A 13,782-nucleotide genomic window follows, 5' to 3' on the forward strand; every position below is an offset into this window, starting at 1 on the left:
TTGTCAGCCTCGCGGAGTGAAGAAGGGATTGGACGGGACGTTGCGTGCCTCGATGACAGCGGCGGTTGAGGGCAACTGTTGTGCCCCGTTTTCCAGGGCGGTGCGTGCGGACTCGCGGTTGTTTCGGTAGACGGCGTCTTCGTCGTCCGCGCCGGGGTTGACCCAGACGGCGGCGATCACCACGTGGGAATCGGCCTGTTCTGCCGTGACGGTGCCGTCCGCCAAGGCATCCGCGACGCCGGCCGCGATGCCCGCCTGGGCGGCGCCCCAAATGAGGTTGCCGTGCCGCTCATTGACGGGAGCCGCTTTGGTGACGAACAGTGTCAACGGCTTGACCGGCAGGGAGGGCCGGAGGACGGTGACGAAGGGGACATGTCCGGCGCTGGGCGTTGCCAGGGCAGTGGCCCAGGCGGTGCCCGCCGGGCCGTCCCTGTGGCCGAGGACCGTGTTCACGTGGGCAGCGTTGGGGCCGTCGCCTATGAATGATTCGCCGATTTGCACCGCAGTCATCACTAGATCAGTCCTTCCGACTTCAGCCAGTCGCTGGCGATCTTGTCCGGATCGTCTCCATCGACGTCGGCCTTGGCGGTGAGCTTCGGGGAGACCTTTGCCATGATGTCCGCGATGGCAGGGTACTTGGCGAGCATGTCCGCCTTGATGGTGAGGGCGCCCTGGTAGATCGGGAAGAACTGCTTGTCGTCCTGCATGACCTGGAGCTTCAGCGCCGAGATGCGGCCGTCCGTTTCGAAGACTTCACCGAAATTGCAGTCCTGGCCCTTCTGGGTGGCGGTGTAGATGACGCCCGTGTCCAGCATGGAAACCTTCGCGTCGGGGCTGAGGCCGTACGCCTTCTTCAGGCCGGGCCAGCCGTCGTCGCGGGTGGAGAATTCACTTTCCATGCAGAAGGTCTGCTCTTTGGCCGGGAGTTTCGCGACGTCGGAAAGGGACTTGATGTTCAGCTCTTTGGCCTTGTCCTCGCGGATGGCGAAGGCATAGGTGTTGTTCAGCGGCGCCGGGTCCAACCACGCGATGCCCTTCTTGGCATCGGCGGCCTTCACGGCGTCGAACATTTCCTTCTTGTCCTTGATCGGCGTGGTCTGCTTGTTGTAGGTGATCCAGGATGTACCGGTGTATTCCCAGTAGCCCGCGAACTGGCCGGTTTCGAAGGCCGTGCGGACATTGGCAGAGCCGACCACCTTGGTATTGGTGGTGGTCTTGGCGCCGTGGGCGTTGAGCACCTGGCTGGTGATGTTCGACAGGATGAACTGCTCGGAGAAGTCCTTGGCGCCAATGACGCCGGTCAGCCCGTCGAGCTCGTTGCCTTTGGCCGTGTCGGTGGACGAGCTCGCGGAGCCGCCACATCCGGTGAGGCTCAGGGCGGCAACGACGCCGGTGGCCAGGAGTGCGAGAACTGGTTTCTTCATGTTGGGTCCTTTACTGAAGTGGGCAGGCGCCACTGAGGGGAACGCTTGGAGGGTTCGATGCTTGGGCTTTTGGTTCAGGAGAATTCTTGGTCCCTGGTGTCAGAGGCCGGAGACTCAGAGGCCTTTGGGTGTGAGCAGGTCTTCGGCCAGCCCCGCGATCCAGTCGATAGCCAGGGCGATGCAGGAAACCACCACGGCACCGGTGATGAGCACGGGCCAACGTTGGAGTTTGAGGCCGTTGACGATCATGTCGCCCAAGCCACCGGCGTTGATGAAGGTGGCCACCGTGGCCACGCCGACGCAGAACACCAAGGCCGTGCGCAGGCCGGCCACGATCACCGGGATTGCCAGGGGCAGTTCGATCCGGGTGAGGACTTGGAGGGGGTGCATGCCCATTCCCCGGGCTGCTTCAGTGAGGCTCGAGTCCACTTGTTCCAGCCCCACCAGGGTGTTCCGCAAAACGGGCAGAACGGAGTACGCCACCAAGCCGACGAGGGCCACTTCGAAGCCGAGTTTCCAGACAATGGCCAACAGGATCACCAGGCCGATTGCCGGAGTGGACTGGCCGACGTTGGCGATGCCGAACACCACAGCATGGACGGTCCTTGAGTGGATACGGCTCAGCGCGATGCCGGCCGGGATGGCAATGACGGCAACGATCGCCGACGCGACAACCGTCAACCGCAAGTGCTCGAAAGTGCGGTCCTGAAGGTATTGCCAGTTCAGGGTCCGTTGTTCGATTGAGTCCAAGGAAAGCGATCCGAGCCACAAGGACAGTGCGAGCAACGCGAGGACGATGACAACCGGTGTGCCGAAGCGCTTGAAGGAGAAGTACTTCCCGCGCCGGTTGGATGCTGTTCCGAAGGCGGTTGCAAGATCCAAAGTGGCCTGGGCCGTCATGGCCGGGCTCCGCTCAACGTTCCGCCGGCCAACGCGTCCGGGAGGACTTCGGTCCCCAGCACGGCGGAGATCTTCTGGATGTCGATGGAGCCAACGGCCCGGCCTTGCCCGTTGACCACGGCAACCGGAGTCCCGCCGGAGAGGACCAGGGCATCCAGCGCGTCACGGAGCGAGTCGGTGAGGCTGACCTCGATGGCACCGCGGACAGCGACGGTGGGGCCGAGCGTAGCTTGGTTCACCGGGATCAGCCCCAGTCGTTTGAGGGCCGCGCCGTGTCCGACAAACTGCGAAACATAGTCGTTGGCGGGATTTGCCAGGATGTTTGCCGGGGTGTCGAATTGCTCAATCTGCGAGCGCTCGGACAGGACGGCGATGCGATCGCCGAGCCGGACCGCTTCGTCGAAGTCGTGGGTGACGAAGACGATCGTCTTGCTCAGCTTTTCCTGCAGGCGGAGGAATTCGCTCTGCAGCTTTTCGCGGGTGATGGGGTCCGTTGCACCAAAGGGCTCGTCCATGAGCATGACGGGCGGATCCGCAGCCAGGGCCCGAGCCACGCCTACCCGCTGTTGCTGGCCGCCGGATAGCTGGCGCGGGTAACGGGAAGCGAACACCTTGGGGTCAAGTTCGACGACGGAGAGCAGCTCTTCGACGCGGGCTTGCGTTTTGTTCTTGTCCCAGCCGAGCAACTTAGGGACCACGGAGATGTTCTCGGCGATGGTCATGTGCGGGAACAGGCCGATTTGCTGGATCACATAGCCGATCCGCCGGCGGAACTCGTTGGGATTCAGGGAGAGGATGTCTTCGCCGTCGATAGTGATCGATCCAGACGTCGGCTCAATGATTCGGTTGATCATCTTCATGGTGGTGGTCTTGCCGCAACCCGAAGGGCCAACGAACATGATCAACTCGCCGGGAGCAATGTCCATGGAAAAAGAATCGACGGCGGGTCCGGCCTGGCCGGGATAGGTCTTGGTGACGTCTTTGAGGACGATCCGGGCGCCGGCTGCCGGACGCGAGATTGTTTCAGACACGAAGTCCCCTTGAGGTAGTGAGGCGGCGGATGGCGACAAACGCTGCATCCACCAGCAGGGCGAGAACAATGACGCCGACGGTTCCAACGACGGCGAAGTTAAGGGCATTCTTTGAACCAAGGCTGGACAGGCCCTTGAAGATCATTCCGCCCAGGCCCGGTCCTCCCACATAGGCGGCAATAGCGGCGATTCCCATCGAGAGCTGCGCGGAGACCCGCACGCCGGTGAGGACGACAGGCCACGCCATCGGCAGCTGCACCCGGAACAGCGTCTTCACTGTTCCCATTCCCATTCCGAGGGCGGATTCGGAAACTGCGGGCGGGACCTCGCGCAATCCAACAACGGTGTTGCGGATGATGGGCAGCAGCGCATAAAAGGCGAGTCCCACGATGGTGGGGGTCCAGCCGAGACCCAACACCGGGATGAGCAGCGCCAGGAGGGCCATGGAAGGAATGGTCAGGCCGACGCCTGCGCCGGCAATGGCCACCGAGCGGCTGACCGGCTTGTTCCAGACAAGCACTCCGATGCCGACGCCGACTACGGTGGCGATCAGCAGGGAAACCAAAACAACCACGAGATGCTGGGTGGCGGATTCGGCGATTTCTGCCGATCTCTTTGTGAGGAACAAACCGAAGTCCGAGAAGAACGAGTCGTTCAACGTGATCCTCCTTTTCACTTCGTCGGGTCAAGGATGAGGACTCACAATTGCGTGAGCCATGCCACAACCGTATGAGGCGAGTTCCCTTTTGCGCAATGCGAGTTGTTGATATGTCAACTCGACATTGCTATGGTCGTTTTGTGAGTGACTCAAATGCTTCAGCCGCCACCCGTCCTGCGCGGCGCAATTCATCTGGCCTGCGGCGCGATCTGGAGCTTCTGGAAATCCTGGGATCCCCGGAGTCGGTTGCCGCCTCCGGACTAGGCGTGAGCAAGGTGGCGGAAATCGCGGGCCGGGACAAGGCCCAGGTGTCCCGGACGCTGGCCACCCTTGCAGAGGCCGGCCTGGTCGATAGGGACCCTGATAGCTTGCTGTACAGCCTCGGATACGGGCTCTACGCCCTGGCCGCGCGGACCGCCGAAGCCAGGATGGTGAGCGCTTCGACTCCGTTCCTCAAGCGCGTCTCCGCAGCCACCCACGAAACCACGCACCTCTGCGTGCTGCGTGGCGGCACGGTGCTTACCTTGAAGAGCGAGATGTCCAACCACACATACAGGGCACTTGGCTGGGAAGGCGTCAGCGTGGACGCCTGGGGCACATCCTCGGGGCGCGTGCTGGTCAGCGACTGGGATGCTACAGCCCTTCGCGATTGGTATGACACCAACGCCGCCAAAGCCTCGGAATTGCAGGATCTCTCCCCCCTGGCATTGGAAGCAGGGCAAGGCCAACCCGGACACCGGCCCAACAAGATCCAGAGCTTCGAGGACCTTTGCGCCGAAATTTCCCTGATTCGCCGGCGCGGTTATGCAGTAGTTGATGAAGAGTTCGAACTCGGGGTGGTGGGCGTTTCAGCCCCAGTTTACGACTTCAAGAAGCGGATCGTGGCGGCGTTCAATGTCAGCGCCCCGAAGCAGCGCTTCGGCCGCCATCTGGAGCAGGCCGGGGCTCTGGCGGCGAAAGTGGCAATGGAGTTCTCGGTGTCCTTGGGGGCGCCCGTCGCGTAGGCGGTAGGCCCTGTTCGCAGAAGCCCGCGTACCCCCGGCCGCCCGGGGGTACGCGGATTTCCTGTGAGTTTCGGAAGAGTTCGGCTACCCGCAATTGAACCTATCGTGAACGTTTCCGCCGTGAGCCCCGATCGGCGAGACGGATGCCCTCCCCGCAACAAGAATCATCCGGGGACGCATTCTCGATCGATAAGAACGCAATAGCGAAGGGTCTTATTTTGATGAAGACAGCCAAGAAAAACGGACTTGCCACAGCAGCGGTCCTGGGGGCCGTGCTCATGGCCGGATCCGCGGTGGCGCCGGCCATGGCCGACGACGCTTCACGCGGCGGCCAGGACGTCCAGGGCCAGCAGGGATCCGACAACAGCAAGGGCCAGGGCGAAACATCGAAGCACGTCCTGCTGCTTTCGGTGGACGGCCTCCACCAGAAGGACCTGGATTTGTACGTGAAGAACCACCCGACGTCGGCGCTGGCGTCGCTGGTCAACCACGGCACCAGCTACACGCACGCCCAGACTCCCGTGCCTTCGGATTCCTTCCCCGGCATGGTCGGCCAGCTGACCGGCGGCAATCCCGGGACCACCGGCGTCTACTATGACGACACCTTCAACAGGTCACTCCTGCCGGCAGGCACAACGGACTGCAAGAACACTGCGCCCGGCGCCGAAGTGGCCTTCACCGAAGCCGCCGACAAGAACCAGAACGCCCTCGACGCCGGCCAGGGCCTGCCCGGGCTTCCGGCCAGCATCCTGAACATGACGGGACAACCCGGCGCACTCCTTGACCCGGCCGCCCTCCCGGTTGACCCGGCGAGCTGCAAGCCGGTCTACCCCCACCAGTACTTGAAGGTAAACACGGTCTTCGAAGTGGCGAAGAGCGCCGGGCTGACCACGGCGTGGTCGGACAAGCACCCGGCCTACGAAATCCTGAACGGCCCTTCCGGCAAGGGCCTGGATGACCTGTTCACCCCGGAGATCAACAGCAAAGCCGCCGCTCCGTTCACCGGCGACTGGACGCAGGACAACGCCGCAACCCAGCAGTACGACGGCTACAAGGTCCAGGCCGTGCTGAACGAAATCGACGGCAAGGACCACTCAGGCACCAAGGCGGCCGCAGTCCCGGGCATCTTCGGGATGAACTTCCAGGCCGTCTCGACGGCACAGAAGCTCCCGACGTCGGACGGCCTCACCGGCGGTTACCTTCAGGGCGGCACCGTTCCCGGGCCGCTCTTGAGCAAAGCCCTGGACTTCGTCAACGCCTCTGTCGGGAAGTTCGAGTCTGCACTGGCCGCTTCCGGCCACGCGAAGGACACCACGGTGATCCTTTCTGCCAAGCACGGACAGTCCCCCGTGGACTCTTCGACACTGACGAGGGTGCCTGACAGCGCAATCATCGACGGCCTGAACGCCGCATGGAAGTCGGCCCACCCCGGCTCCGCAGACCTCGTGGCGTTCTCCACCGACGACGACATCATGCAGCTGTGGCTTTCGGACCACTCGCAGGCAGCTGCGCAGTTCGCCAAGGACTACCTGGCAGCGCACTCCGCAGCAGGTAACGACATCAACGGTGCTGCCAAGACCGTGACAACCTCGGGGTTGAGCAAGGTGTACGCGGGCAGCGAAGTTGCAAACTACTTCGGCACCCAAACCAGCGATGCACGCTACCCGGACATCCTGGGCATCGCCCAGACCGGCGTGGTTTACACCGGCGGCAAGGCCAAGATCGCCGAACACGGTGGAGCCAGCGCGGACGACCGCGATGTGCCGCTCGTGGTCTCCGGCACCAACGACGAACACGCCCGGACCGTGACCACCGCGGTCGAGACGACGCAGATTGCGCCGACCATCCTGAAGACCCTTGGCCTTGATCCGAACAAGCTGCAGGCCGTGCAGATCGAGGGGACCAAGGCACTCCCCCAGCGCTGATCCAGCGCGCTTCGAACACTGGAGGGGTTCCGCGGCCGGACGGCCGAGGGGCCCCTCCCTTGTCATCATCAGGCCATAGGATGCACGCAGTAGACCTTCCGCTGGCCAAGCCTGCATTGGGCGCCGCGCCACGTCTGCTTACAATCAAACGTCAGCAACTACTGAGGGAACCATGAAGAAAATCACCACAGCCCTGCTCGCGGCCGGGCTCGTCCTCTCCGCTTCAGCTTGCTCCGCACCGCAGCAGCTGAGCACCGCGGACACCTGCAGCCGGGTCAAGACCGTCATCTCGAACCCCACGAACACCACGGACAAAACGGGAACCATCCGGGTAGCCAACCAGCTCCGCCCGATCGAAGCCGTGTCCTCAGATGAGCTGAAGCCCACCCTGAAGACGATTGTGGACTACCTGGACGAGTCCGCGAAGGACAACCCGGATACCGCGAAGCTCAATGCACTGAAGAACGACTACCAGAACGCGGGCACCAATTACAGCAAGTACTGCGGCGGCTAAAGGCAGTTTGCATTCCATACCCGGGGACTGGCCATCGGCGCCCGGTCCTCGGGTGGCCCGCGTCGGCGGACGGCGGCGGCGGTGTTCCTTGCGGCATCGCCGTTCCGTTCGGCGCGGCACGGAGACGCTGTTCAGGGCAGCCTCCAGTAACGGCTGCAGCTCCGCGGCCCGCGACCCGCAGCCGGCGCTCGTTACAGCGCGGTGTGTTTCCCGAATGGATGGTGGCCCGTGGCCGGCTGTCCGTGGCTGCCCAGCCATTCGGACAGGGCCTCGCGCAGGATCTCGCTGGGCGTAAGACTGAGCGTTTGCGAAGCCGACTCCAGGGCGCGGTCCAGTTCCTCAGGGATCTGGAAATCCAGGGGCGAGGGATGGTTGCTTTCCCGGGCATCGGCAGGCAAACCATCACCGCGCAACAGCTTGCCGACGGCTGGCTTCATGTCGTTTTCAGTCCACGCTGAAAGGCGCTCGAAATGACTCACATCTCGTGTCATGATTTTCCCTCCCAACAATCAAGCATCCTCCGTTGGCGGGCCGCAGTCACCATCTACGAGTAACTACTCTCTAACTATCGCCGCAATCCCACATCTTGGCGCGCTCACCGGTCATGTTCCGCTTGGGCGGCCTGCCAGTCGCTGGATCATCGCCACGATTTTCGGCGGACCGGGGTGCTTGATGACCCCAAGCTGAAGCATCGCCGTGAGGTCATCACGAGTGGCCCAATGCTCAGCGAGCTTGCCGTCCTCGATCCTGAACCAGTGCGATTGACGCGCGGACATCCGTTTGCCGGTGGCAGGACCCCGCCCGTTAAGGTGCCCGAGGTTGGTGCCTTCCGACAAGACGCGGACGGCCACCGTGTCGCCGTCCGCGGCAATCGCCTCGATCGTCATGGTGATGTCGGGAAACTGGGCAAGTAGCCACTGCACGGTTTCGCGCATCGCTTGGGGTCCGACGACGGCGCCTGGCTCGGTAGTCCCGAAAGGAGCCCAGGCGTGTTCGACGTATGAATCGGCCATGATCTGGTCGCAAACGTCCAGTTGCCTCTGGTTCCAGATTTCCTCGAAGTGGCGCCGCACCAGTTCCTTGTTGGCTTCACTCATAGGAAGGCCTCCTCCGGATAGGAGGTCAAGCGGAGGTCGACCGGGCCCGTTCGAAGACCCAGGAGTCGCGGAACGGACCCGGCGCTCACGCTGAGGGTGAGACCGCGACGGACATCGATCAGCCAGAGCTGGTGCCGTCAGAGTGATCTTAGGGCTTGGGTCGATTCCGGTCTAGGGAATCGGACGCCCGCGGTCGCAAAAAGTTCATCGGTGCAAGAGGTAGTCAGCAACCCCGGCCGGATTCGACAGCCCAAGGAGATGCCCGCCGGGCAGGACATCCGGCTCAAGCCCTAGGCGATCGCGCGCCACCCTGCGCTGGAACTCAAGCGGGAAGAACCGGTCCCCCTCGCCGCTGAGCACCCTGATGGGCACCGCCGGCCACTCCACGAATTCGCAGCTCGACGCGAAGACTGCGTTCGCTTCGGGCCGTTGGTACGGCTCCCCCTCGGCAGCAACCTCCGGCGGAACGTCATGGAGGAAGTACTCGTTCACATCGAACTCTTCGCTGTAGCCGCCGGCCGCGGCAGCACGCTTGCGTGCGTCCTCCCAGCCCGTGTTGTCCCACCATGCACCGGGGGTCTCACCCGGGTTGGGAATCATTGCGTTCACGAAGACGATCTCTGCGACGCCGGTCCGGGCACCCACCATCGGCGCCGTGAAACCGCCGAGCGATTGCGCAACAAGCACGACGTCGTTCCGGCCACTGGTTGCCGCCTCAACCAAGCGCGCGTACTCGGGCAGGCCCGCATTTTCGTCGTCCCCCGGCAGATCAACGGCGACAGCATCGTGACCTGCCTCCTGCAAGAGGGGGACGACGCGGCTCCAATACCAGGCCGAGCCGCCCGCCCCCGGCACGAGCACGAACGCGCTCACGAGGCATCCCCGGTGAAACCATCAACAAACGGACCAAGGCTCGGCGTCGAACTCATGCCCACATTCTTCCCCAGATCCCCGCGCCCGCAAGGGACCTGCTGGAGATGCGTTCGCCCGGTCTTTCCCTGCACGAGGCCTAGTGGGAGGATGCCTATAGGTGCGGGCAGCTACGAGAAGGACGGGAAACGACATGTCGACCCAGGAATCCGTGGAAACAGAACGCAAGTACGACGCTGACTTGGAAACGCCCCTTCCCGCGTTCGGGGACATCATCGGCGTCGAACAAGTCGCAGACCCTGCAGATCATCAACTCGAGGCCGTCTACTTCGACACGGACGGCCTCATCCTTGCCAAGCACCGCATCACCTTGCGGCGCCGCACCGGCGGCACCGATTCAGGCTGGCATCTGAAACTGCCGGCAGACCGGGGCACGCGCGTGGAGATCCAGGCGCCGCTTGGCCAGCCTGAGTCCGTTCCAGAGGAACTGGCAGAGAAGCTCCTCGTGTTCACCCGCGGCGATGAGCTAAGGCCCGTGGCGCGGATCCACACTCGCCGCATTTTGCACCGGCTGCACGGAAGCGAGGACGTCACCCTGGCCGACTTCGTGGATGACCACGTGACAGCCGAGACCTTGCACCCCATGCAGCTGGAGAGGCAATGGCGGGAATGGGAAATCGAGCTGGTCCACGGCGATGAAGCCCTGTTTGAGAGTGCGGAGCGCGTCTTGTCGGGGACCGGCGCAACCCCCTCGGAGCACGCTTCCAAGCTGGCCCGCGCATTCGGAACCGCCTGGCCAGCCGCCGTGCCGGCGCCACCAAAAGCCCGTCCGAAGGGTTCTGCGGGAAACGCAATAGTTGCCTACATAGCCGCGCAGATTGCCGAAATCACCGCCCTGGACTCCGGAGTCCGGCAAGGCGCCGACGACGCCGTTCACGGCATGCGCTCAGCCACCCGCAGGCTCCGCTCGACGTTGTCCGCCTACGGCAAGCTCTTCGACGCCGACGCCGGTGATCAGCTCAAATCCGAACTGAAATGGCTGACCAAGGTCCTGGGCAAGGCCCGGGATGCCGAGGTGCTGCGCGACCGGATCGGGGAACTCCTGAATGAGCAACCCGACGGCCTGGTGCCAGCTCCAGCCGCCTCCAGGATCAATGACGAACTCGAGGCCGCCTTCAACTCCGGGTATCGCGAGATGCTCCGCTCCTTGGGAACGAAACGCTATTTCCGGCTCCTGGAAGCGCTTGAGGATTTCCGCGACACGCCTCCCACGATGCCTCGTGCCGGGAAGAAGGCCCGCCCAGTCACGGCCAAGCTGGCCGACAAAGCGATCAAGCGGCTGCGCCGGTCACAGAAGGCGGCGGCCCAGCACACCGGCGTCGAAAACGACACGGCGTTGCATCAGGTCCGCAAAGACGCCAAACGGCTGCGCCATGCGGCCGAAGCGTTGCAAGACGTTCATGGGAAGCCCGCTGTGCGCTTGGTCCGTGACGCCCGCGAGTTCCAGAAAATCCTAGGAGAGCACCAGGACAGCGTCGTAAGCCGTTCGGTGCTGCTCCGCCTCGCAAACGATGCCGGCGGATCGGTGGAGGACAACTCGCCTTATGGCCCCCTGCTCGCTGCCGAGGAGCAGCGAGCCGCGGACTCAGGGGCCCGCTATGAAAAGCTCGCCAAGAAGAAGCGCCTGAATCCCCTGTGAGGGACGGGACTGTGAGGAACCCAACAGTGAGGTAGGGGGCTGGTAGGGGCGGGGCTGGGTCTCAGAGGCTCAGCCTTCGCACTCCACGCAATACGCGTGGCCGTTCTTTTCACGGGCAATCTGGGAGCGGTGACGGACGAGGAAACACGAGTAGCACGTGAACTCGTCTTCCTTCTGGGGAACGACCGCAATGATCAGTTCCTCGGCCACGAATTCGCCGCCTGGTACCTCGTTGCCTTCAAAAGCATCGGCCTCGTCCAGCTCGCGTACAACGCTGCGCGCGTCCGGAGCATTGGCAGACTGCAGGGCCTGAAGTGACGTGCTTTGGGATTCCGCGACGTCGGAGCGGAGTTCGTCGTAATCGGTTGCCACCTGGTGTTATCTCTTCTCTTGTATATTTGCTGGCGAATGTGCAACATACACCATGCAGCTGCTATTCCCCACATAGTGGCGAAAATCGTGGCCCGATCGTCATGATAGCTCCCGACGACGGCACGAGGCGCGGGCGCCCGATCAGGCGCTACGTCCGCCGTCGCGTCCGACATCGCGGTGGAGGTCCCTGTCCAGCCCGTGGCCGCTGGCGAGCTGCGCGAGAAGCACGTCAAGCTGGGCAATCTGCTCCGTTGTCAGCGGGGCCAGAAGCTCCGCTTCATGCTGTTCTGCGATCCCGCGCAGTTCCCCCAGCACGCGCTTGCCGGCGTTCGTGAGGTGGAGTTCATAGTTCCGCCGGTCCGTACTGCTGCGCACCCTCTCCACGAGGCCGCGCTCCTGAAGCGAGTCGATGAGTGAAACCACCCGGCTGGGGACGGCACCGAGCCTGTCCGCGAGGGAGCGCTGGCTCAACCCGGGGGCGCGTCCGAGCAGGCGGATGACACCGGCGTCGCCCGGCGTGAGGCCGATCTCCCGTGTGCGGTCGGCAAAACGCGACGACGCCACGGCACCAAGCTGCGACAAGAGAAAAGCGGTCCGTTTCGGCCGGCCCGGTGTGGCTAAGTCCATGGATTCAGAATACATGCTTGACAGAACAATTCCATAGGTGAACTATTTCAGTAGTGACGCAATTACGTTCAGCCACTACTAGAAAGGTCCAGCCATGAGTAGTCGTTCGATTCCCGATGAAGGCCGTCCAGCCCGGTCAGGCGGCCCACACCCCGGCGTTCTTGCCCTCGTCAGCCTGGGCATCTTCCTCGCCAGCCTCATCACGTCCGCAATCCTGACGGGCGGCCAAACGTTCGTCTCGCCCTTTGCCTCGACGGGGCAGGTGGCCGCATTCTTCCAGCAAAACGTCACTGCCATGCGGGTCGGCGGAATGCTCCAATTCGGCTCCGCCGTGCCCTTGGGGATCTACGCGGCCACCGTCTACGCCCGGCAGCTCCGGCTCGGCGTGCGCGTTCCCGGACCGGCCATCAGCTTCTTCGGCGGCGTCAGCGCGGCCATCTTCCTGATGCTGTCGGGTTCGGTGACCTGGCTGCTGAGCCGGCCGGAAATCACCACGGATGTGACGCTCACCCACGCACTCGCGTTCCTCGCGTTCATCACCGGCGGGGTCGGTTTCGTCGTCGGAATCGGCCTCCTCATGGCGGGCATCGCCGTCCCGGCCCTGATCCTGGGCTTTATGCCCCGCTGGCTGGCCTGGACCGGACTGGTCATTGCCGCACTGTCCGAGTTGAGCTTCCTGTCGATGGCGATCGAGCCTCTTCAGTTCCTGCTGCCGATCGGGCGCTTCGGCGGCTTGCTCTGGCTGGTTGCTGCAGGCTTCCTGCTCCCACGCACCCGGGCTGCCGCGAACCAAGAGCCCCGGGCGCACGCGCCCGGCGCAAGCCAAACGCACGGCACAAGCCGGACAGCGCCATGACGACGCCGGATCTCACCCGGCCGCTGTCCGGCAAGGTCGCGCTTGTCACCGGAGCGAGCCGCGGAATCGGTGCAGCGATCGCAACTGCGCTGGCTGGCGCCGGTGCCGACGTCGTCCTTGCCTCTCGTGACAGTGCCGGCCTGTCCGGGCAGGTCACCGCCATTACTTCGGGCGGCGGGAATGCCGTGGCCGTGTCCGTGGATGTGGGCGATGAGGGCTCGGTGAAAGCCCTGATGGCCCGGATCCGGGACCGTTTCGGCCGGCTCGACGCCGCGGTCAACAACGCCGCAGGCGGCGGGCGGATCCCGGCACCCCTGGCCGAGTGGGCGAGCGCGGAGTTCGACAGCGCAATCTCGGTCAACCTGCGCGGAGTGTTCCTCTGCCTGAAATACGAAATAGATCTCATGCTGGCAAGCGGGAACGGCGGGGCGATCGTCAACATGTCCTCCACGGCCGGCGAACAAGGCGTCGCCGGCATGAGCGGCTACGTGGCGAGCAAATTCGGCGTCGGCGGCCTGACCCGGGTGGCCGCGCTCGACTACGCCTCACAAGGGATCCGGGTCAACGCGATCGCTCCCGGCCCGATCCTCACCGAGCGACTCGCCGTGGCGGGCCTAGCCGCCCAAGACCGTGTGGCCGCGGCCGTGCCACTGGGTCGGATCGGCTCCACATCCGAAGTTGCTGCCGCCGCCCTCTGGCTTTGCTCGGACCAGTCCTCGTTCGTTACCGGAACCGTTCTCGCCGTCGACGGCGGCCGGCTGGCTGGAACGCCAGCGTTCAACACCAAGCCGAGCCGCTGAGTCCG

16 protein-coding genes are annotated in these 13,782 nt (G+C 63.9%); 6 read left to right on the forward strand and 10 right to left on the reverse strand.

The genetic code is table 11. The annotated features are described in order from the left end of the window. Nucleotides 1-3 precede the first annotated feature (3 nt). The 5 genes from fae to ABH924_RS12560 all read right to left on the reverse strand — a co-directional run bounded on the left by fae (nucleotide 4) and on the right by ABH924_RS12560 (nucleotide 4,013). Nucleotides 4-510 (reverse strand): formaldehyde-activating enzyme, encoded by a 507-nt coding sequence (gene fae / locus ABH924_RS12540; RefSeq protein WP_404499231.1) that lies wholly within the window; start codon nucleotides 508-510, stop codon nucleotides 4-6. 2 nt (nucleotides 511-512) lie between these two features. Further along, nucleotides 513-1,424, reverse strand: a complete 912-nt coding sequence (locus ABH924_RS12545; RefSeq protein WP_404499233.1) for a glycine betaine ABC transporter substrate-binding protein — start codon at nucleotides 1,422-1,424, stop codon at nucleotides 513-515. A gap of 114 nt (nucleotides 1,425-1,538) precedes the next feature. Then, nucleotides 1,539-2,324 carry an ABC transporter permease gene (locus tag ABH924_RS12550; protein WP_234753372.1) on the reverse strand — a complete coding sequence of 262 codons (786 nt, stop codon included), beginning with the start codon at nucleotides 2,322-2,324 and terminating at the stop codon, nucleotides 1,539-1,541. Further along, entirely contained in the window at nucleotides 2,321-3,355 is a 1,035-nt protein-coding gene (locus ABH924_RS12555; protein ID WP_404499235.1) for an ABC transporter ATP-binding protein, read from the reverse strand. Before ABH924_RS12555 ends, ABH924_RS12550 begins: the two co-directional genes overlap by 4 nt. Continuing rightward, on the reverse strand, nucleotides 3,348-4,013 hold the full coding sequence (locus ABH924_RS12560; protein ID WP_404499237.1) for an ABC transporter permease: 666 nt from the start codon (nucleotides 4,011-4,013) through the stop codon (nucleotides 3,348-3,350). The genes ABH924_RS12555 and ABH924_RS12560 overlap by 8 nt, the downstream gene beginning before the upstream one ends. A gap of 140 nt (nucleotides 4,014-4,153) precedes the next feature. Here ABH924_RS12560 and ABH924_RS12565 point away from each other — a divergent pair, with 140 nt between their 5' ends. From ABH924_RS12565 to ABH924_RS12575, 3 genes are all read left to right on the forward strand, one after another. Further along, complete coding sequence (locus ABH924_RS12565; RefSeq protein WP_234753366.1) at nucleotides 4,154-5,017, forward strand: IclR family transcriptional regulator; 864 nt, start codon at nucleotides 4,154-4,156, stop codon at nucleotides 5,015-5,017. A gap of 221 nt (nucleotides 5,018-5,238) precedes the next feature. Further along, nucleotides 5,239-6,942, forward strand: coding sequence for an alkaline phosphatase family protein (locus tag ABH924_RS12570; protein WP_404499239.1), 1,704 nt, complete (start codon nucleotides 5,239-5,241; stop codon nucleotides 6,940-6,942). 172 nt (nucleotides 6,943-7,114) lie between these two features. Further along, a complete protein-coding gene (locus ABH924_RS12575; protein WP_404499241.1) occupies nucleotides 7,115-7,456 on the forward strand; it encodes a hypothetical protein in 342 nt (113 codons plus the stop codon). Nucleotides 7,457-7,647: 191 nt separating this feature from the next. Here the strand turns inward: ABH924_RS12575 and ABH924_RS12580 are convergent, their stop codons facing one another. The 3 genes from ABH924_RS12580 to ABH924_RS12590 form a co-directional block, all read right to left on the reverse strand. Further along, nucleotides 7,648-7,947 carry a ribbon-helix-helix domain-containing protein gene (locus tag ABH924_RS12580; RefSeq protein WP_234753358.1) on the reverse strand — a complete coding sequence of 100 codons (300 nt, stop codon included), beginning with the start codon at nucleotides 7,945-7,947 and terminating at the stop codon, nucleotides 7,648-7,650. 111 nt (nucleotides 7,948-8,058) lie between these two features. After that, complete coding sequence (locus tag ABH924_RS12585; protein WP_404499243.1) at nucleotides 8,059-8,553, reverse strand: ester cyclase; 495 nt, start codon at nucleotides 8,551-8,553, stop codon at nucleotides 8,059-8,061. Between the two features lie 204 nt (nucleotides 8,554-8,757). Then, nucleotides 8,758-9,426 (reverse strand): alpha/beta fold hydrolase, encoded by a 669-nt coding sequence (locus ABH924_RS12590; protein WP_404499245.1) that lies wholly within the window; start codon nucleotides 9,424-9,426, stop codon nucleotides 8,758-8,760. A 190-nt stretch (nucleotides 9,427-9,616) separates the two neighbouring features. On the opposite strand from ABH924_RS12590, the gene ABH924_RS12595 reads away from it, so the two are divergent. Further along, nucleotides 9,617-11,122, forward strand: coding sequence for a CHAD domain-containing protein (locus tag ABH924_RS12595; protein WP_404499247.1), 1,506 nt, complete (start codon nucleotides 9,617-9,619; stop codon nucleotides 11,120-11,122). Nucleotides 11,123-11,191: 69 nt separating this feature from the next. Here ABH924_RS12595 and ABH924_RS12600 read toward each other — a convergent pair whose 3' ends face one another. Both ABH924_RS12600 and ABH924_RS12605 read right to left on the reverse strand, forming a co-directional pair. After that, complete coding sequence (locus ABH924_RS12600) at nucleotides 11,192-11,494, reverse strand: DUF4193 domain-containing protein (RefSeq protein ID WP_059389433.1); 303 nt, start codon at nucleotides 11,492-11,494, stop codon at nucleotides 11,192-11,194. A gap of 141 nt (nucleotides 11,495-11,635) precedes the next feature. Then, nucleotides 11,636-12,121 carry a MarR family winged helix-turn-helix transcriptional regulator gene (locus ABH924_RS12605; RefSeq protein ID WP_404499250.1) on the reverse strand — a complete coding sequence of 162 codons (486 nt, stop codon included), beginning with the start codon at nucleotides 12,119-12,121 and terminating at the stop codon, nucleotides 11,636-11,638. Between the two features lie 94 nt (nucleotides 12,122-12,215). On the opposite strand from ABH924_RS12605, the gene ABH924_RS12610 reads away from it, so the two are divergent. Continuing rightward, on the forward strand, nucleotides 12,216-12,977 hold the full coding sequence (locus ABH924_RS12610; RefSeq protein WP_234753349.1) for a hypothetical protein: 762 nt from the start codon (nucleotides 12,216-12,218) through the stop codon (nucleotides 12,975-12,977). After that, complete coding sequence (locus ABH924_RS12615; RefSeq protein ID WP_404499252.1) at nucleotides 12,974-13,777, forward strand: SDR family NAD(P)-dependent oxidoreductase; 804 nt, start codon at nucleotides 12,974-12,976, stop codon at nucleotides 13,775-13,777. Before ABH924_RS12610 ends, ABH924_RS12615 begins: the two co-directional genes overlap by 4 nt. The last annotated feature ends 5 nt before the right edge of the window (nucleotides 13,778-13,782 follow it).

Origin of the sequence: Arthrobacter sp. GAS37 (assembly GCF_044908325.1) — a bacterium.
GTDB classification, from domain to species: domain Bacteria; phylum Actinomycetota; class Actinomycetes; order Actinomycetales; family Micrococcaceae; genus Arthrobacter; species Arthrobacter ramosus.